The organism is Priestia sp. P1_B12_1, assembly GCF_056406695.1.
Window position 1 is genome coordinate 1 of sequence record NZ_JBFTZR010000030.1, and the last position, 20,143, is coordinate 20,143.

The window sequence follows — 20,143 nt, forward strand, 5'->3', positions numbered from 1 at the left end:
AGCTCAGCTGGTTAGAGCAGCTCAGCTGGTTAGAGCGCACGCCTGATAAGCGTGAGGTCGGTGGTTCGAGTCCACTTAGGCCCACCATATTCCACAGTAGCTCAGTGGTAGAGCTATCGGCTGTTAACCGATCGGTCGTAGGTTCGAGTCCTACCTGTGGAGCCATATTGGCCCGTTGGTCAAGCGGTTAAGACACCGCCCTTTCACGGCGGTAACACGGGTTCGAATCCCGTACGGGTCATCTTAAAAGCAGTTTGCATATGCAAACTGCTTTTTTATTTGTAGGAGATAAATTATTGATTTTAATTAATATAGAATTTATATCGTTTCATAGCAAAAATGTTAATTAGAAAATTTTTTGATATTAGAGTAACAAATACGAAGTATATTCTTATACTCAGATTCTTCTATACCAAATGTTTACATACTTATTTCCAATTTAAACAACAACTTTTTCTGGAACACTCTACAAAAAAGAACCCTTGTGGCAGTAAGGGTTTCAAGTGATTCATAAAGGTGATCTCTCCACATCTGTGTAAACAAAGAGTCTATAAAAAGTGCATCTTATATATATATGTTTGTCTTCATAGATATACTAAAAATGCTCAACGATTCTGATACTTATCTAAAATTGAATTGATTGCCTTCTTTTTATTTCTAGGTAGTGGTTTCTTATGAGAAGCCTTAGGCAATTTCAACTTAGATTCATAACCTGTTTCTATGGTAGATAACTCCTCTTTTACCTTCTGTTGTGCTTCAATTTTTTCTTCAATAGTTTTTAATCGGGTAGAATAATAAGGCATTCCTGATAAGATTGTTGTTACCTTTGCATGATCACTTTCATAGGTTCCTTCAAATAGATGGGTTGGCTCTCCCCCCTTAAAGGAACTAAATAGTTGGGCTGAATCTATCGTAAATAAGTCTAGTGGACCTTCATATATAATTCCTGCTTTTGGTATAGTTTGCATTTCAAGTGGTGCAAAGATTGAGTTTTCCCATGATTTTTTAATTACTTCTGTAATACCCTCATTACTAATATCTGCTTGCCCTTCATCTAATTTTGTTATTTTTGCAGATGAAATGGCAGAAATTCCTTTTGTTGAAAAAATTGTACGTAAGTCTTTCTTATCTAAAACACCATGCTTAGAGTGTCTATCCGTATATTTAGGAAGAGTACTAATTAAGTTCACAAATGTTTCGTTTGTTTCTTTAAAGATTCTAGCTTTTCCTGCATTCGGATTTTTCTTTTTCACCTGCTCGTTATCAATAGGTAATACACAAAGGTCCTGACGTGAAAGCTCTTCAGTAACATACAGTGCATTGACTTGATGAACCAATGCTTCTGTAGTATCGGGTAAGATAGGAACAGCTACAATTGCTTTGTCATCCATTTCCTGAGCAAGAAGATCCACAAGCATCGGTCCAATACCACCACCAGAGCCACCACCTGCAGAAAAACAAACCATAATAATTTCAGTACTAGGTGTTGAAAAGTTCTCTTTAATAAACTTCAGTGCCCTTTCCCAGTTTTTATCGACCATAAGATTAATAGCTTCATCTCGATTTTTTCCTACTCCTTCGCTACCTATAAGCATTAGACGCTCTTCTACAAAATCTAATGACTCCAAATCACGTTCTGAAAAGTTCAATGCAACAGCATTAATACCATTTTCAAATGCTAAATCAGCTATATTCCCACCTGCAGCACCAATTCCTACAATACCTATCATATTTCCTTAACCCCCTCATTTTCTTCTCCTTGAAGTATGGCCTGTTGTACAGCTTGTTGACCGTATTCTGTTAGATACAATTTATGTTCTTTTCCTCCAGTAACAGTTCCTATGAAATGGATAGCTTCAAGCTTGTTGAGTGTCTTACGAAAGTTAGCTGTTGAATATTCAAACTCATCTGCAATACTACTTTTCTTTATCGCTTTAAACACAGCGTTTGCTTCATTCTGAAATAACCATCCCAGAATGCTAACATCTTCAATAGTCAGTTTCCTCATTACCTCCTCAAAGTAGTCACTCATATAGATACTCCTTTCTCTAAAATGTACGTCATAGATATTTAAGTAGTTTATTAGCTTTTTTTGTCATTCAGATACTTTCGATGGTTTTTTCTATGCAATAAAAGTTCATGTGAATCTATATAAACTCACTGATTTTCATTGCGCATCAAGTATCACTGAGTAACAATATCGCTACATCACTATCCATATGTATATTAGAAAATCCTTATGACACATTTCCCAGTTTTGCATCGGAATCGTATACTTTGAATTATTTATGAGAGAACTAAAAGAATAAATAACTGTTAAAAATCATATTAAAAAAGAGCATACACTTGTTGGAAACCAACGGGTTTATGCTCTTTTTTAACTTATAACACTTATTGTAGTAGCTAACTTTACATAGTAATAAAACAAAAGTTTCTAGAGTACTGAACTTTGTATTGAATGACCAATAAGTTGCACTTAAATTCAGAAGGTATGAAGAAATATTTGAAATATAGCTAAAATCAAATTGAAGGTGAATTAATCTATCAGAAGGATTAATCTACTTTCTAAAGTCCCAATAATGAGAAGATAATGTATTAAACTTTTTTATTTCATGGTATAGATAAAGACAAGCCTCTTTTTATTGGCTTGCCATGTTAAAGTTGAACGTTTCTTATTTCATTTTATAATTTTTGTACAGCATATAGTAACAATTCTTCAATGCTTCGTTTACCTAATTCTTTCGCTTTTTGCTGCAATTCTTCTTTCAAATCACTTGTTACTTTGACTCGTACCACTTCTAAATCGCTATCAACATAAATGCCACGGCTACGCTTGTTAATTTTACCTGAGACAAGAACAGACTCTAATAACTCCATAAGTTCGTGTGAGGATTCGTTCAGTAATATGGGTTTAATTTCAATCAAAAATTGCTCTTTCTCTTCTTGAGGTGTAATCCTCATATTGGCCGGGCTTAGGTATTGATAAAATAAATCCATGAGCTTATAAAGATGTGATTTTGCATAAGCTGTTTGCTTAAAGGTAAACGTAGCATAGCCTTCTTTGGTAATCATTTTTTTCGACTCAATGGTATAGGCTGCTTCAAAGCCTCGGTCAATTAATTCCTCTAATGTTAACTCCTCATGTTGTTCTGTAACAGCCATAATCGGATCTTCTACGGAGATGATACGGGCAAGTTGCTCCTTTTCCTCGTCTTTCTTTACAAAAAGCTGAAATAAAGCAATATTTTGTTCGGCATGATAAAAATGACGCTTACTCGGTTTACGACCGATTTCATGCGTGCGCTTAAATACTTCTAACTCTTCTTCATGGATAAAATAACAATTGATTCCTCGGTATTCTTCTTGGAACGCTGGTAATAATTCTTGCTTAATATACTTATTGACCGTTGTAACGGATACATCCAGTTGCTGCGCTACTTCTTTTGTCGTAAGTCCTGGCTTTTTTAATTCTTCTTTTAACCGAACCACATCTACTAGATCAAATTCATAACGACCTTCGATATGCCAGTCATCTTTATTAATCGGATGTAGTTTTCCTTGCTGGATATATGTATAAATTGTTTTCTTAGATGAAATAGCTAACATCTCCATCACGTCTTCAATGGTAATGATTTTACTGGGGTTATCAATCATAATGCACACTCCTTATATTTTTCTATTAACTAATAATGTATTATATCATATTTAAATAAGATTAAAGTTTAAAAGTTATTGTATTATAAGTGTAAATGGTAAAACTAACTTATAAAAAATAATGTTTTAATAATAACTCTAAATGACGACAAATGGATCATTTTTCTACAAATGATATAAATTTTATCCTATTTTTATAAAAAGTAAGTTTTCACTTTTACTTCTATATAATATAAAATAAAGAAGTAATATCTCTAAAAAATAAATTTCAATGCGTACTTAACTGTAGTAATAATTAATATTAAACTAGTATTTTTTCACTTTTAAATTTGTTATGAACGTTATCACCACTGTTAGAAGTCCCTTGCTTTTTACATACACATAAATTGATACATAATCTTAAGTAGAGAAGAAACTACCTTAACACTAAAGAGAAATATGAATAAGAAAACGGGATTATTGAAAGGAGAGGTTTTATGCAAAATATATCTTTAATGAATATAGGAACGGAGATACGTGAGAGAAAAGAGAATTTCCATAAAGTTGTTTCGTTGATGTTGAATACTACATACTATGATGCTTTAGAAGAAAGAAATGAGCATCACCAGCGAAAAAACGAAGGCATGTTTAGCAATTTTACAGACGAAGACATGATGTACTACTATGTTCATCAACGAAAGCATATCCGAAAGAATCGAGAACGAAAAGAGAACACAAAAGTAGAGTACTTACGGATCTTATTGCAGTTTTATCAGTATGCAATAGAAAGTGAGTCATTCTTACGACAAGATGTAGACCATTATATAGAAGAAACGATTTTTAAAAATCTAAGACCTTGGCACATAAGGAATTATCAAATGTATTTAAGTACTGCATTGTTAGGTAAGGGTGGTAAACCTTATTCACCCGCAACTTTAGATGCTAAAATGACGATTTTAAAAAGTTTTATGAAATGGTTACATGAAACGAAGTATATTCAGTATCCGTTGCATAAAGAAATTTTGAGCACATCACTATCAGAACAAGAAATTCCAAATCGAGATTTGTACTATCATGAAGTTAAGCAGATCCTAGACTATTATAAAGACCATCCCATCAACCATGGATTGTTAACCATGTTGGCTATGACAGGATTACGTGTACAAGAAATAGCCAATGCTTCATGGGGAGATGTATATCTAGACAGCTTAAGTGGGCATTATCGCTTAAGAGGAGTAGGCAAGGGTGGAAAGAAATTTGATAAGTTACTTCATCCATCCCTATATGAACGAATTCTTGCCTTTAGAGCAAGACGTAATGTCAGTACAGCCTTAAATACGAGTGATCAAGGCCCATTATTTCCGAGCAAAGATGGAGAGTATTATCACTATAAAAACTTAAGTAATTATATTGTGCGTATCATTGAACGAACAGAGTTACCTTTTGTGAAAGAACGAGCTGACAGGATTACGCCCCATTATTTTCGTCACTTTTATGCCATTTACAGTAGGCAGCAGGGAGCAGATATCTTTTTAATTCAAAAGGAACTAGGTCACAGTGATCGTAAGACAACAGAGCGTTACCTGGAGAAGGTTTTGCAGCGCGAACAAGAAATTGGGCTAATGTGGAAGGAACAAGATTTCTAATTACTGTATGTATGGAATTACCCAAGTGTGCTTGAATGGTCTATATAAAGATTTAAATAGAACCTTTTGTTGTTAGTTTTTCTATTGTAGCAAATTTTATTTCTTTAAATAAGAACGGGTTTTTTGTGTTCCTTTTTTCTTTTTAGATGTATGAAAATACTTGATGTGATGGTTATGTAGTCAACACATAGTATTTTTCATTATAAGCCACTTAGTACCTTCTTATTAACATGATTCCTCTTATCCTAATTTAATTTACGTCTCAAGGTAAGATCAACTAAATAAACATGATTGTTGATATATGTAAGTTTTTGATGATAAATAAGTTCACCTAAAAAGATTGTATAACCTCTTTTTTTTATGTATAATTAGTTCAACAGAAGTTCAACTTAAAAAATGAGGTGTATAGAGATGAAAATTTCACGTTTTAATAAAGACTGTGGAAACTCCGTTGATATGAATATTATTGATGGGTACCTATTTGATTTTCCAACCAACGTAGTAGAACTCCAAAAGGATGCTGCTGATTCATTCTTTACAGATGCGGTGACAGCACCAGAAGAATTTAAAAAGCGTATCTTGCTTTCTACAACTATTGGAGACGAAGAAAAAGAACGTTATTTCTTAGTCGGCGACATTGCAGCAAGCCAACAATTAGCTAACAATCACATCAATCGTTTACATAATAAAATAACAAGCCATATTCCATACGTGACATTTTTAGCTGCAATTGCCTACTACAACGCGTTGCATGCAAAAGATCAAAAGGATACTAGTATTGAAATTGACTATTTCTCTACAATGTTACCAATCTGGTTACTCAAAAAAGAAAGTACTTTCGGAGAAGCGCAAAAAGCCATGGCCAATCGCTTTGTAGGTGATCACACTTTCCACGTCCATACACCAGGATTTGAAAGAGAATTAAAGGTGTATGTGGAAGAAAGTTCTTGCTTAAAAGAAGGTGAAATCGCTCGCTTTGCGTTAAAGAAAGACTTAACGCTTCAAGACCGTGAAGATGCCAATGAATATGTGGAATGTGAAACTGTAATGGTCGATATCGGTGGAGGATCAATTGATGTCGTAATCTTACCTGAGGGATTAAAAGCTGCGAACAGCCGTGAATCATTCCAAAGTATCGAGGGTATTCCATATTTAGCACATATCGATAAGTTAAGAAAAGAGAAATTCCCAGAGTTGTTTACCGATCTACGTGCTTTTGATCAATTTATTTTAGATAACTACAGCAAACAAAAGTTTGAATTAAAAAATGAAAACACAGGTGAATCAATTGATTTAACTGTTCAAATTAAGTCTTCCTTAAAAGAATATGTGGAGATTTTACTGGCTAAGTTGAATGATGTGGCTCCGCCGCCAGCGAATAAATTACGTAAATACGTATATTGTGGGGGTGTCGCTCCTACACTAGAAGTAGCCATTATGAATAGTATGGGTGAGAAGATCGGCGAAGAACGAACAGAAAAATATCATAAAGTGCCAGAGGATAGCCGTCACTTAAATTTATTCGGCTTAGAGATTCGCAGCATTGGTTATCTTCAGAAGAAACAAGCCGAGAAGAAAGCCGTTAAATCCTAACAGCGTAGGTGATACCCATGTCAGAGCGTCAGAACGCATTTACCATTAAAACTAATAAGTTAAGTAATGAAGTCTATGACGTACTCGCAAAATACGCCAAGTCTCGGAAATTAGGGGATTATATTTCTTCTTTAATTGTTCGTGATCTCCATCGTTCATCGTCCGACCAGTTAGAAACGGGCCGCAAAACAGAAGAGCTCCTGGAACAAATTAATTGCGAATTACGTGAGCTCAAACAATTAGCGCAAACGAATGGTTTTAATAACAAACCGGATGATAAAGAAGAAAAACCTTCAGAAGGTCATCAAATTAAAGAAGGAAAGATTGCGGATTTAGAACAAGTATCTGGCTCATTAGACGATGATGATTTAGAAGAATATAGCGATTTTTAAACGGAAAGCCACTAGTACATCTAGTGGCTTTCTTTATTGTAATAAAACTTAATTTTAAAATTAAAATGGAACACAAATATTCTTATAAAAAATCGTATACACTCGTCAAATCTACAAAATTTTTATAAGAATAAGTTTCATTTAGTATCTATTTTGTAGAAAAAGGTATTTTTTGTCACTTAACATCTACGAAGGAAACGTAGTCTATTTAATTTCGTATAATTTAGTAGTAACCCTCATATTAATAGAATAAAAGACTAGAAAGAATGTGGGTGAATAGAATGAAAGGAAATTGACCCTTTATGTTCTATCGAATATTTTTTGCACCATGCCTAGAAAAAACGATTGTGAATTTCCTGTAAATATTTTCAAAAATCATGTGAATTCCTATCTTAAATTATGATATCAAAGGATTTGTCGAAATTTAAAAATAGGAGTGAATATAACTTTGGATATAAACTATCAAGAAATGATCTTTCAATTTATAGGGGGGCTAGGGATCTTCCTATTTGGGATAAAATATATGGGAGATGGATTACAGTCGGTATCTGGAGACCGTCTAAAAGATATATTAGACCGATTTACAACAAATCCTTTTATGGGTGTTTTAGCTGGGCTCCTTGTCACTGTTCTCATACAATCAAGTTCAGGAACAACTGCTTTAACGGTTGGATTAGTTAGTGCAGGTTTTATGACATTAAGACAAGCTATTGGTGTCATAATGGGTGCTAATATAGGAACGACAGTAACAGCCTTTATTATAGGTATTGATATTGGCGCATATTCTTTACCTATCATTGCACTCGGTTCAATTCTTATTTTCTTTTTCAAAAATATAAAGATTACCTCAATTGGTCAAGTTGTTTTTGGATTTGGAACACTTTTCTTCGGTCTAGAGTTGATGAGTGGTGGAATGAAACCATTACGATCACTAGAAGTATTCCAAGACTTAACTGTAAGCATGGCAAATAGTCCTATTTTAGGTGTAGTCATTGGAACGATTTTTACGATTATTGTACAAAGTTCAAGTGCGACAATTGGAATATTGCAGGAACTATTTTCACAGAATGCCTTAACTCTAGATGCAGCTTTACCTGTTTTATTCGGAGATAATATCGGTACAACAATAACTGCAGTACTCGCATCTATTGGAACATCGATAGTTGCACGAAGAGCAGCGTTTGTCCATGTATTATTTAATTTATTTGGAACCGTTATCTTTCTAATCATTCTAATACCTTTCACAAGTTTTATAACTTTTTTACAGAACGCACTAAATCTTAACCCAGAAATGACCATAGCTTTTGCACACGGAACTTTTAATGTAACGAATACAATTATTCAGTTTCCATTTATTTTCGCTTTAGCATGGTTAGTTACAAAACTAATTCCTGGTGAAGATGAATTTATAGATACGAAACCACAACATTTAAATCCAATATTAATTGAACACTCACCTGGTATCGCATTAGGTCAGGCTAAAGAAGAATTGAAAAGAATGAGTGATTTTTCAGTAACTGGATTGAATGAAGCATTTCAGTTTTTAAAAACAAGTGATAAAAAGCATGCAGAACATGCTCTTCAGTATGAGAAAGGTATCAATAATTTAGATAAAAAGATTACAAATTATCTATTAGATATCTCTGCAAAATCATTGTCTGTTAAAGAAAGAGACGAGTTTTCAAATATAGCCGATGCGATTCGAGATATTGAAAGAATTGGCGATCATATGGAAAACGTCGTTGAACTAGTGGACTACAAAATAAATAAGAAAGTTTGTCTGTCAAATGATGAAATAACTGAATTAAATGAAATGTACGATTTAACTATATCAACTTTAAAAACAGCTTATACAGCTTTTTTTGAAAATAATGCTTCATTAGCAAAAAATGTTATATCTTATGAAGAAAAAATAGATAAAATGGAGAGAGTTCTAAGAAAGAAACACATTATGCGATTAAATGAAGGAAAATGCTCTGGAGATGCGGGAATTGTTTTTGTTGACATTATTAGCAATTTAGAGAGAATAGCAGACCATTCTGTTAACATTGCGGAATCTATAATTAATCCAGAATCTAAGAACTATTTACACTCGGATTGATGGAATAAACTTCCGATGATTGCAATTGTACAAGCAGAAGGGGCAAGTCCGTTTCACCAAATGATAGATCAAAAAATGAAAGAACTTATACCTGATGTATCTCCATATACCAGAGCTTCTACATTGAATATTGGAAATTCACCAAGTTGGAAGAATGCGCAACATGCTCTAAAAGAAACGAATGGAATTACTGTTTCAGTTTCAGAAATTGAATTTATGAATGCAAAAGCTATTATAGATAAAAGGGGTATTGGATGTGAACCAGCCTCTGTAGCTAAAGTTGCTGGGTTGAAAAAGCTAGTTGATGAGAAGAAGATTGATAAGGCTTAGACTGCATTATGCATTCTAACAGGAAATATTTTAAAAGATACAGATGCTTTAAAGGAATATCATTCTGAAGATAATATGGCTGCAATTTATTAAAATACACTACAAGCAACTTTCTTAGATTACAAAACTATTCAAAGCCATATATAAATCCTTGTAATAGTTCAGGAACCTCTTGTTACCTCGTCAAGAGGTTCCTCTTTTTGTACTGTATATCATATATAATCTTAATTAATATGGAACAAGTTATGTTAGATATCACTTATCACTTATCACCATATTATTAAGTGATATCTAACGTATTTTATAAAATATAGTTTCATACTTTATATCAATTGTAGAAAAACTCACAATTTGTCGTCAATTAGAGTAAAGAGTAAAACATTAATAATATATGAAGTAATTTAGTATTTACTTAATGAAATAAGTTTAATGTATAAAAAAACTCTTGAGTTAATACTCTAGAACTTTTCTGTATATCAATTATTTCTTTAAGTTTTTGGAGAAACTATTAAATGAATCCGTAACATCTTTATTTACAGGGTACATAAAGTCATCCATACCATCATCTAAAGGAAGCACTCCGTCTTTTTTCAGCTTTGCAAAGAATTTCTGGAATCCTTTCTCAAATGTAAGGAGAAAGTCCATAAGATTAAATTTATATATATCCCTGCCTCCAGGTTTTCTTACCTCCTCGATTCTTATCACGTTCGAATCCCTAACAAATAAATAATAATCAGCACTCCCATAATGCTCTAACTTAAATTTAGTCTTCTTATATGTATATAAATCACTCARGTCAGAAAAGAAATTGCGCAATGTTATAGCAGAAAGCCCAATAGAAATGATCAAAGTTTGATTCTTATCTGAAACAATAATTTCCCCATCTCCACCATCTAGATTAATAGTTACTGAACAATTAAGRGCATTTTTCATAAAGACCTCCATTTTTATCATCATCTTCAGTAAAGGGTAAAATAAAATTAGTAGCTAAATAAGTTACCAAACTCAATTTATAATTTCCTTTCAAATAGCCTTCATAAAATTTAACCCAATGTTGCTTATCGGCAGTGTTTTTTATTAAAAGGTAATTTCTTAACCATATACAAAATTTATTTAGATAAAGAATTTTTCAATAAATAATTGTATTCGTTCCAAAACTCTGTATACATCTCTTTATCAAAGTCATCATTTATTATTTTCTCTCTTGAATTATCAAATAGTTTTTTCGCTTCTAGGGAAAAAGCGATTATTTCATCTGTATATTCTTTTTTACTTAATTTAACCCTAAGTCCCTTGTATTTTATATTTCCAATCCGTGGATTAGTAGTAGTGAATTTGACAAAATCAGAYAAAATRACTTCATCACCACAATGCTTTACACTCCAATGAATCGAAATAGGGCAACCCATCATTAAAATTGCACCGCAGCCGTGAAAAATTAGTCCTTCCTCACTATTAGGTTCACAAATATAATCTTTATCAAGCGTTCTTAGTAAAGCTAAAGCAGATTCATTAATTCCCCACTCTTCATCTAATCCGGATTGTGTAATAATCACCTTATTAACACTTAGATAAATTTCTCCGTGAGAACATAGATYTTCATCTTTGAACTTTTCATCCATCCAGTGTTGCTTTAAGATTTTTATTTCGAATTTTTTGTCCATAGTAAACCCAGCCTTTTTTATTTAATTGTTTACTTGAAAATAACATAATAAATTAAAAATGCATTTAATTATCACTTAAATTGTAGAAGAATTTCCTACTTTTAGACRCTCCGTATCATCCTTWTTCTTGCGGGGAAACTAGCTGAAACMAGTAAGGGGAGGATAAAATATGAAACGATTACTAATGGCCACGGCTCTTGCCATATGGTTAAYAGGAGGCATGGCCACTTATACAGAAGCTACTCCACAACCCTCTATTAAGCAGAAGCATACGGATTTCTATGATGCCTTTTTGATGCTACTGAACCCCTATGCGGAGAAAGCCATTCGAAAGAAATACCCTGATCGYAGTTATAGTTTGTGGAATGCGGAAATTTTGAGCGTGAAGCGTATATCGAGTGGGTCTTCGAACTATGATTTCGTGGTAAAGGCGAAATACGATACGTTTACAGGCCCGCATAATCCACCTGAAGGACCCGTGGTGATTACCTTTTCCATAACAAATAATGTCAAGGTTCTCAAAGTGGAAGGATAATGGGTAAATAAAAGCGTTAGAATTGATTCTAACGCTTTTTTCTATTGGTGAATTTTTTTCCTTAGAGTAACAATTCATTGAAACGACTCTTATAAATAGTAATAGCCTTACCAGTTATGTAAGTTAAATCATCTTGGTAATCAATGAATAACTCTCCACCTCTTTCAGAAGATTGGAAAGCATATAATTGTTTTTTATTTAGTCTTTGGCTCCAATAAGGAGCTAGACCACAATGCGCTGAACCAGTAACAAAATCTTCTTCTACTCCAATTCTAGGAGCAAAATAACGAGAAACAAAATCATACCTAGTTGAAGGGCTTGTTACAACTAAACCCGTAACGGGCAGTGTAGAAAGAAGGTCTAAATTAGGTACAAGTCCTTTCAATGATTCTTCATCTGCTACTTCAATAATGTATCGATCACTGTTTTGGGCAGCCTTTAAGATAGGTACGTTTACTAACTGTTGGATGGTAGGTGTAATATCTATGGGGATAGGTGCATCAGTGGGGAAAGCTAATTGAATCCCTTTTTTTACTTTTTCCACTTTCAAATGACCGGATTTTGTCGTAAATGTAATAGGGTGGTGGACCTCTATAACACCTTCCTCCCAAAGTATATGCGCAGCTGCTAATGTACCGTGCCCACACAATTTTATCTCTTCTGAAGGAGTAAACCACCTTAACTCATAAATGTTACACTGTTGCTCTAAGAGAAAAGCTGTAATAGGTAGATTTAACTCCTTAGCAATCCCTTGCATAACCTGTTTTTGAATTGGACTACTTAACCGAATCACATAAGCTGGATTACCTGAAGTTAAATCTTGCGAAAAAGCATTTACTCGATATAAATAGGTACTCACGTTTAGTATCACTCCTTTAACTACCAGTTAACATAAGAGTTCAACAAGTCAATATAATTACCTTTATTTGATACTAAGAAGCAGAAAAATACATTAACTATACCTTATATTTGCTGTCCGCATAATATGATTACAGGTGATTATAATTTTTAATGACGGTTTGAAAAACACTGTTAAAATATTTCAACAAAAAAGCAGTTAATCCGGAAGTTCTAAAAAATCTTTTAAATGTGTTTCAAGTTCAAATTTTATATCTTTAATTGGCTGATCAACTAAATCCCCAATTACCTTACTTCCAAAGATTTTTTTCGAAGTCCTTATACCAAGGAATGTACGATTACATTTCCAAACTATTACGTTGTAAAAACTAAACATATCTCCTTCTGTATCATCATTGATAAATATAATTATGGCAGATTCATAACCTGATTCGAACAAATCACTATTCGTAACCTCAAACTTAATATAAAGATCTAAGTTTTGTTCCTTAAATAAAGAAGTATATATTTGTTCAAGTTTAATCGTAATATCTCTTAGCTGTTGTTCAATTTCATTAATTCTATTTCTCAGCTGTAACGTGAATTCGTTCTCGCCATATTTCATTTATACTCACCATTTTCCAAGTATTAATTCTACACAAAAAACAAAGTTCCTATATTGTATACTCCATACATTATTAGTTAACATAACAGATATTCTAGGAAACAAAAAATGTCTATATTACTTTTACTAAAAGCATAGACATTTAAAAATATCTATAATAATATAATGAACATGCAAAATGAAAGCGTTTTTAAACACTGATTAAAGATATACGAAAAAGATTTTATTAGCTTCAACTAGCAGGTGAATCTACAGTGGAGAAGATTGGAGAACGAATAATAATTAAATTTTTTCAGCAGGAGTAAAGACTTTTCTTTTCATAACAGAAGTTACCTTTTTCCCTATTAGAGCAAATAATTTAATTAAGTATAGATTAGTATTAGATTATATGAATGTGTTCCATATTTATATCGACTATATAATTCTGTAATTTTATGTTTAATTAGTACAGTAATTGAAGCTGAAAATAAAGAAGGAAAATGGGTAGGTACGATTATTGAAAGGGAAGGAGAAGAAATTGAGAAACAACTTGGGAAAACTCTATCTATGATAACAACAAAAGAGATAATATGATTTTTAAAACATTATGCTCAAAAAAATGAGAGAAATGAGATTCCTAGGAGGATAGACTTTATTGGGGTTTTTTGTGTTTATTAGTATGGGTTTTTTGTGATACGCTATGCAACTTTATTATAAGCCAAATTTCATAAAATACATCGTCTCAAGCATCTTTTAGAGGAGAGATTAAAGTGCTCTTTAATAAAGAATTAAACCTAGTAATATATGAGGTTAAAAAGAATAAAAGAAACAGGTGGAACTGATGAACACAAGGCAAAAAGAAATTTTATATCTGTTGTTATCTGAACCTGATAAGTATTCATTAGTACAAGATTTTGCGGATAGAGTAAATTGCTCTGAAAAAACGATTCGTAATGATTTGAAAATAATTGAAGATTATCTTAATGATTATTCAGATGCTCATCTAACTCGAAAACCGGGATTAGGTGTTTACTTAGATATAGAGGAACATGAAAAAGTGCGTTTATGTAATGAGCTCCATACAGTAAAGGAGGAGCCGAAGTATCAATCTGATGAAGAAAGAATTCTGCAAATTGCTTATGATTTATTAATGAATGTACAGCCAGTTACAGCAAAAGAATTTGCTGATCAATATTTTTTAAATCGATCTACAATAAAGAAAGACTTAAATAAAATTGAAAAATGGTTAAGGCGCTTTAGTTTAGCACTAGTTTCAAAACAAAGAATAGGTTTAATAATCGAAGGAACTGAAAAAAATAAAAGAAAAGCATTGACTAGAATATTAGATTTGATTAATAATCCTAGCATTACAAATCAATTTATTAAAAAGCAGTTTTTGTATCATGAGGTAGAATTTATAGCAAGTGAATTAAAAGTATTACAAAAGCGTCATTCTTTATATTTCACAGATGATACGCTCGAAAGTCTACTATTACATACACTGATGATGATTCGAAGGACAAAATTAAAGCAATCTATTTCTATTTCTAAAAGAGAAATAACTGTTCTACAGAAGAAAAAAGAATACAATTGGACATATGAATTTCTTGAGAGATTGGAAAAATTTTTCGTTATACACTTCTCAGAAGAAGAAGTAGTGTATTTAACATTGCATATATTAGGTGGCAAGGTTCGTTATCAAAAAAATGATGCATCATGGGATTTAGATATAATTAGTGAAGAAAATTCAGTGCTTTTTAAAATTCTATGTCATTTAATTTATCGAGTATCAGAGCTAAATGCGTTAGACTTTAATAAAGATCAAATTTTGAAAAACGGCTTAAAAATACATTTATATACAACTTTAAATCGTATTAATTATGATCTTTCTGTCTCAAACCCAATGCTAAATGACATTAAAAAGATGTATCCCCACATGTTTGATATAGTAATTGATGTTCTAGGAGAAATTAATCAATTATTTGATCTTTTTATTCCAGAAGAAGAAGCAGCATATCTTACATTACATTTTCAAGCATCTATTGAACGTTTGGATAGTAATAGGCAAAAGCAAAAGAATGTAATCATAGTGTGTCATATGGGAATCGGAATGTCACAGTTATTACGGACAAAGATTGAACGGAAATTCCATCAAATTTATGTTATGGACTGTATTTCTAAAGATGATTTAGAAGATTATTTAACAAAACATCAGGACGTAGAACTTGTTATTTCTACCACATCCATCTCGGGGGTGAAAATCCCTCACCTTATTGTATCGCCATTATTGGAATATACAGAAGAAAAAAAACTAGAAGATTTCATCAAACAATTTGATGAACCAGTTCGTCAAGAAAAAACAGCGTTTTCTATGCTAGATTATACAACGCCTTTTTTAGTTTCGTTACAAGACGATGTAGAACATCGTTATATGATAATTGAGAAGTTAGCCAAAGTCTTATATGAAAAAGGTTATGTGGAAAAAGAATATGCTGTTCATGCCATTATGAGAGAAAAAATGTCAGCAACAACCATTGGAGCAGGTATTGCTATTCCTCATGCAAACTCTAAATTTATTAAACAGTCAGCAATTGCTATTGCTACATTAAAAGAACCACTTGATTGGGGAACTGAAAAGGTGACCCTTGTATTTATGTTGGCTGTAAAAAATGAGGAACAGAAAATGACAAAGCAACTATTTCAAGAATTATCTTTTATAAGTGAACAACCATCCTTTATTCAAAAACTTACTACAGAAACAAATGTAATGAAGTTCTTATCTTATCTACATTATTAAAAGTAAGGCATAGATGCCTTGCTTTTTTTATTTGATAAAGTAAAAGATTAATTTTTCCGGAATTTACGGTAAAAAACTAAACTTTTGACCTTATGACATTGTTATATATTATTTGTAGGCGCTTACAAAAACTAAGGAGGACTAATAATGAAACTGTTAGCGATTACATCATGTCCAAATGGAATTGCTCATACTTATATGGCAGCAGAAAATTTACAAAAAGCAGCAGATAGATTAGGGATTCAAATGAAAATTGAGACCCAAGGTGGAATAGGGGTAGAAAATGAACTTACTGAAGAGGATATTCGTGAAGCAGACGGTATTATTATCGCTGCAGATCGAGGAGTAAATAAAGATAGATTTATAGGAAAAAGACTTTTAGTTGTTGGGGTTCAAGATGGAATCCGTAAACCCGAGGAATTAATTCAGAAAGTAAGAAATGCTGATGTGCCTGTCTATCATTCAAAATCAAAAACTGTAGCAGAGAATAACCAGCAAAAGAAGCAAAATCCGATATATCGGCATCTAATGAATGGTGTATCTTTTATGGTCCCATTTATTGTAGTTGGCGGATTATTAATTGCGATAGCAGTCACCCTTGGAGGTGAGAAAACACCCCAGGGTTTAGTTATTCCAGACGCGTCTTTTTGGAAAACAATTGAACAAATTGGTGGTGCTTCATTTACATTCATGGTTCCAATTTTAGCAGGATATATTGCATATAGCATAGCCGATAAGCCTGGACTTGTTCCTGGTATGATTGGCGGATATATTGCAGCTACAGGAAGTTTTTATGGAAGTGAAAGTGGTGCAGGATTCCTTGGGGGAATTATCGCCGGTTTCTTAGCTGGTTATATAGCATTAGGAATTAAGAAAATAAAAATTCCAAAAGCAATTCAACCAATTATGCCAATCATCATTATTCCGGTATTTGCTTCACTCATTGTAGGTCTGGCATTTGTGTTGATTATTGGTGCACCTGTAGCACAAGTATTTGATTCATTAACAGCTTGGTTAGCAGGTATGAAAGGGTCTAGTTCAATTCTTCTAGCATTGATCTTAGGTGCTATGGTTTCTTTTGACATGGGTGGTCCCGTTAATAAGGTTGCATTCTTATTCGGTTCCGCAATGATCGGTGAAGGAAATTATGAGATTATGGGTCCAATCGCTGCAGCAATCTGTATTCCACCAATCGGAATGGGACTTGCTACGTTCTTAAGAAAGAGAAAATTCCAAGTTTCAGAAAGAGAAATGGGTAAAGCAGCCTTTACAATGGGTCTATTTGGTATTACAGAAGGTGCAATCCCATTTGCGGCACAAGATCCGATCCGTGTTATTCCAAGTGTTATGGCTGGTTCTATGACAGGTTCTGTTATTGCAATGATTGGTCATGTAGGGGATAGAGTAGCGCATGGTGGCCCAATTGTTGCTGTATTAGGAGCAGTAGACAATGTATTTATGTTCTTTGTTGCTGTAATTGGCGGTTCTATGGTAACTGCCATTTTAGTAAATGTATTAAAAAAAGATATTTCAAAATTGGATATATCAGAAGTGGCAGAAATGAAGGAAGTCTCAGCAACAATAGAAGAGCCCCACGTACAACAAGAAACTCAAAAAGAAAGCAAGCAAGTAGAGAATGTAGAAATAAAAAAACTAACGGACATTACAAGCTTAGAACTTATTGAAACTAATTTAACAGGAGAAACACGTGATGACATTATTGATGAAATGATAAAAAAGTTGCTTCATGTAGGAACTCTGCATTCTGAAGCAGAATTTAAGCAAGCAATTATGAATCGTGAGCAAGAAAGTACAACGGGTATTGGCATGAATATTGCTATTCCCCATGGGAAATCGAATTCTGTTAAGAAACCAAGTGTAGTATTTGGAATTAAACAATCAGGTGTGGATTGGAAAAGTCTTGATGGAACAGAAGCAAAATTAATATTTATGATTGCTGTACCCAAGGAAAGTGAAGAGAATGAACACTTAAAAATTCTTCAAATGCTTTCTCGAAAACTTATGGATGACAGGTATAGAGAGCAGTTATTAGCCGTTCAAACAAAAGAAGAAGCATACAAACTATTAAGCGAAATTGTATAGACTGGAGGATTATTAATCATGACTGAACCATTATTTTTTGCACCTATATTCAAAGAAAGAATTTGGGGAGGAAAGGAATTAGAGGATAAATTCGCATACAAAGTCCCTTATGATAGAACCGGTGAATGCTGGGCGATTTCAGCACATATAAATGGACCATCTATTGTTGAAAATGGTCCTTTCTCCGGAAAAACTTTAAATGAAGTTTGGAGAGAAAATCCCGAAGTTTTTGATCACTATGGAGGAGATACCTTTCCACTTTTAACAAAAATTTTAGATGCTAATCAAGATCTTTCTGTACAGGTACATCCTGATAACCTCTATGCAAATCTATATGAAAACGGAGAGTTAGGGAAAACAGAGTGTTGGTATATCATCGATTGTAAGGAAGGTGCTGAGATGATATATGGTCACAATGCAAAAACAAAAGAAGAATTCATTAAAATGATTGAAAACGGAGATTGGGATAAGTTACTTCGTCGAGTAAAGGTGAAACCAGGTGATTTTTTCTATGTACCCAGTGGCACTATCCACGCTCTATGCGAAGGAACAGTTGTACTTGAAACACAACAAAGTTCTGATACTACATACCGCGTTTATGATTATGAACGAAGAGATGAAAATGGAAGAAAACGCGAATTACATCTTGAAAAGGCAATAGATGTTACGACAATTCCTCACATAGATGTAGATAATAAATTCCTAATATCGAAATATAAAGATATACTCATTACTACTTTTATAGAAAATCAATTTTTCTCTGTTCACAAATGGAAAATAGATGGAAGAGCCTCTCTAACAATGGACAAACCCTTTATGTTGTGTAGTGTAATAAATGGAAACGGAACTCTTAGAAGCGTAGAAGGAGACTATTTCTTTAATAAAGGTAGCCATTTTATCCTTCCTGCAAAGACAAGAAATTTTGAGATAAGTGGAACCTGTGAATTGATTGTTTCGCATGTATAAACTAATAAGCTTGTTCATATTGCAAATTTAATAAAGTTACTAGCAATAAATATAAACCTATAGGTATTAGCACTAACTGAATTACATATTTAGAGAAAAAATCAACATTCAACTTATTAATAATCTAGCAGTAAAAATAGACAACCCTTTTGAGTCAAAGCTCTAAAGGGTTGTTATAGTTCATATTATTTAACAGCTTCTTTTAATTCTTTTCCAGGTTTAAAAGCAGGTATCTTAGTTGCCGGAATCGTCATTTCTTCACCTGTTTGAGGGTTACGACCTGTACGCTCTGCGCGCTCACGTATTTCGAATGTACCAAACCCAACTAATTGAATCTTCTCTCCTTTGGCAAGCGTATGAGAAATCGTTTCAAACAACGCATCTACAGCCTTTTTTGAATCTTGTTTCGTTAGTTCTGATTTTGTTGCAACGGCATCTACTAGTTCAGTTTTCTTCATATTTAAACACCTCACTCTCTTATTTTCAAATAATATGTAGAGATGCTAACATATCATAGCTTTTCCACACTTGTCACTTAATAAGGTTGGTAAAAAGGAAGGAGAACTCCTTTAAAATCCAATTATGCTTTCTATGTTTATTATGTTGAAAATATACAATTTAACCTTTTTAAACTAATTAAATGAAAAACAGACAATTCTCTTAGTTAGAAGTTAAGGAAAGCTTATACTTGAGTACCTTACCAAAGTAAAAATTTAGATAAAAATAATAAATATTAAATATAATTTAAAATGATTAATTTAATAAATATTTAATACCTTTTAACTCAAAAGGTGGTTAAATAACATTAATTTGAGAGCGTAAAATATCTTGTGTAAATGAATAAATACAAAAAGGAAGACCTTTTCTTGTAGAATTAAGTCACCACAACCAATTCAAAGAAAGAAGGTCTTCCTATGAATCAGTTTACAACAGATCTTGTTC

General features: G+C 32.9%; 17 protein-coding genes and 2 tRNA genes. 11 read left to right on the top strand and 8 right to left on the bottom strand.

The annotated features are described in order from the left end of the window. The first annotated feature begins 90 nt into the window (after positions 1 to 90). A tRNA-Asn gene (locus AC1D0Y_RS28375) sits at positions 91 to 165 on the top strand. Positions 166 to 169: 4 nt separating this feature from the next. Further along, positions 170 to 241 (top strand) — tRNA-Glu (locus tag AC1D0Y_RS28380). 364 nt (positions 242 to 605) lie between these two features. On the opposite strand, the gene AC1D0Y_RS28385 is transcribed toward AC1D0Y_RS28380, so the two are convergent. The 3 genes from AC1D0Y_RS28385 to AC1D0Y_RS28395 all read right to left on the bottom strand — a co-directional run bounded on the left by AC1D0Y_RS28385 (position 606) and on the right by AC1D0Y_RS28395 (position 3,654). Continuing rightward, on the bottom strand, positions 606 to 1,730 hold the full coding sequence (locus tag AC1D0Y_RS28385) for an FtsZ/tubulin family protein (protein WP_477708312.1): 1,125 nt from the start codon (positions 1,728 to 1,730) through the stop codon (positions 606 to 608). Further along, on the bottom strand, positions 1,727 to 2,032 hold the full coding sequence (locus AC1D0Y_RS28390; RefSeq protein ID WP_029325486.1) for a hypothetical protein: 306 nt from the start codon (positions 2,030 to 2,032) through the stop codon (positions 1,727 to 1,729). The genes AC1D0Y_RS28385 and AC1D0Y_RS28390 overlap by 4 nt, the downstream gene beginning before the upstream one ends. A gap of 650 nt (positions 2,033 to 2,682) precedes the next feature. Next, a complete protein-coding gene (locus AC1D0Y_RS28395) occupies positions 2,683 to 3,654 on the bottom strand; it encodes a helix-turn-helix domain-containing protein (RefSeq protein WP_047933906.1) in 972 nt (323 codons plus the stop codon). 476 nt (positions 3,655 to 4,130) lie between these two features. On the opposite strand from AC1D0Y_RS28395, the gene AC1D0Y_RS28400 reads away from it, so the two are divergent. The 5 genes from AC1D0Y_RS28400 to AC1D0Y_RS28420 all read left to right on the top strand — a co-directional run bounded on the left by AC1D0Y_RS28400 (position 4,131) and on the right by AC1D0Y_RS28420 (position 9,695). Then, positions 4,131 to 5,279 (top strand): tyrosine-type recombinase/integrase, encoded by a 1,149-nt coding sequence (locus AC1D0Y_RS28400; RefSeq protein ID WP_047933905.1) that lies wholly within the window; start codon positions 4,131 to 4,133, stop codon positions 5,277 to 5,279. A gap of 411 nt (positions 5,280 to 5,690) precedes the next feature. Beyond that, positions 5,691 to 6,872 (top strand): Alp7A family actin-like protein, encoded by a 1,182-nt coding sequence (locus AC1D0Y_RS28405; RefSeq protein WP_047933903.1) that lies wholly within the window; start codon positions 5,691 to 5,693, stop codon positions 6,870 to 6,872. Between the two features lie 17 nt (positions 6,873 to 6,889). Beyond that, positions 6,890 to 7,264 (top strand): hypothetical protein, encoded by a 375-nt coding sequence (locus AC1D0Y_RS28410; RefSeq protein ID WP_047933901.1) that lies wholly within the window; start codon positions 6,890 to 6,892, stop codon positions 7,262 to 7,264. Between the two features lie 448 nt (positions 7,265 to 7,712). Then, on the top strand, positions 7,713 to 9,365 hold the full coding sequence (locus AC1D0Y_RS28415) for a Na/Pi cotransporter family protein (protein WP_047933899.1): 1,653 nt from the start codon (positions 7,713 to 7,715) through the stop codon (positions 9,363 to 9,365). Between the two features lie 15 nt (positions 9,366 to 9,380). Next, positions 9,381 to 9,695, top strand: coding sequence for a PALP domain-containing protein (locus tag AC1D0Y_RS28420; RefSeq protein ID WP_053215344.1), 315 nt, complete (start codon positions 9,381 to 9,383; stop codon positions 9,693 to 9,695). Positions 9,696 to 10,175: 480 nt separating this feature from the next. On the opposite strand, the gene AC1D0Y_RS28425 is transcribed toward AC1D0Y_RS28420, so the two are convergent. Together AC1D0Y_RS28425 and AC1D0Y_RS28430 are read right to left on the bottom strand one after the other, a co-directional pair. Further along, positions 10,176 to 10,628, bottom strand: coding sequence for a hypothetical protein (locus tag AC1D0Y_RS28425; RefSeq protein WP_328175293.1), 453 nt, complete (start codon positions 10,626 to 10,628; stop codon positions 10,176 to 10,178). Between the two features lie 176 nt (positions 10,629 to 10,804). Beyond that, positions 10,805 to 11,359 carry a hypothetical protein gene (locus tag AC1D0Y_RS28430; protein WP_477708313.1) on the bottom strand — a complete coding sequence of 185 codons (555 nt, stop codon included), beginning with the start codon at positions 11,357 to 11,359 and terminating at the stop codon, positions 10,805 to 10,807. Between the two features lie 169 nt (positions 11,360 to 11,528). Between AC1D0Y_RS28430 and AC1D0Y_RS28435 the strand changes: the two genes are divergently transcribed. Continuing rightward, a complete protein-coding gene (locus AC1D0Y_RS28435; protein ID WP_477708314.1) occupies positions 11,529 to 11,894 on the top strand; it encodes a DUF3888 domain-containing protein in 366 nt (121 codons plus the stop codon). A 61-nt stretch (positions 11,895 to 11,955) separates the two neighbouring features. Here the strand turns inward: AC1D0Y_RS28435 and AC1D0Y_RS28440 are convergent, their stop codons facing one another. Together AC1D0Y_RS28440 and AC1D0Y_RS28445 are read right to left on the bottom strand one after the other, a co-directional pair. Continuing rightward, on the bottom strand, positions 11,956 to 12,753 hold the full coding sequence (locus AC1D0Y_RS28440) for a PhzF family phenazine biosynthesis protein (protein ID WP_477708315.1): 798 nt from the start codon (positions 12,751 to 12,753) through the stop codon (positions 11,956 to 11,958). 198 nt (positions 12,754 to 12,951) lie between these two features. Beyond that, positions 12,952 to 13,356: a hypothetical protein gene (locus tag AC1D0Y_RS28445; protein ID WP_477708316.1), complete on the bottom strand. Its 405-nt coding sequence runs from the start codon at positions 13,354 to 13,356 to the stop codon at positions 12,952 to 12,954. A gap of 820 nt (positions 13,357 to 14,176) precedes the next feature. Here AC1D0Y_RS28445 and AC1D0Y_RS28450 point away from each other — a divergent pair. The 3 genes from AC1D0Y_RS28450 to manA all read left to right on the top strand — a co-directional run bounded on the left by AC1D0Y_RS28450 (position 14,177) and on the right by manA (position 19,201). After that, complete coding sequence (locus AC1D0Y_RS28450; RefSeq protein WP_477708317.1) at positions 14,177 to 16,132, top strand: BglG family transcription antiterminator; 1,956 nt, start codon at positions 14,177 to 14,179, stop codon at positions 16,130 to 16,132. 147 nt (positions 16,133 to 16,279) lie between these two features. Beyond that, positions 16,280 to 18,235: a fructose-specific PTS transporter subunit EIIC gene (locus tag AC1D0Y_RS28455; RefSeq protein WP_477708318.1), complete on the top strand. Its 1,956-nt coding sequence runs from the start codon at positions 16,280 to 16,282 to the stop codon at positions 18,233 to 18,235. Between the two features lie 18 nt (positions 18,236 to 18,253). Beyond that, positions 18,254 to 19,201 carry a mannose-6-phosphate isomerase, class I gene (gene manA / locus AC1D0Y_RS28460; RefSeq protein ID WP_477708319.1) on the top strand — a complete coding sequence of 316 codons (948 nt, stop codon included), beginning with the start codon at positions 18,254 to 18,256 and terminating at the stop codon, positions 19,199 to 19,201. A gap of 185 nt (positions 19,202 to 19,386) precedes the next feature. On the opposite strand, the gene AC1D0Y_RS28465 is transcribed toward manA, so the two are convergent. Then, entirely contained in the window at positions 19,387 to 19,659 is a 273-nt protein-coding gene (locus AC1D0Y_RS28465; protein WP_098315415.1) for an HU family DNA-binding protein, read from the bottom strand. Between the last annotated feature and the right edge of the window lie 484 nt (positions 19,660 to 20,143).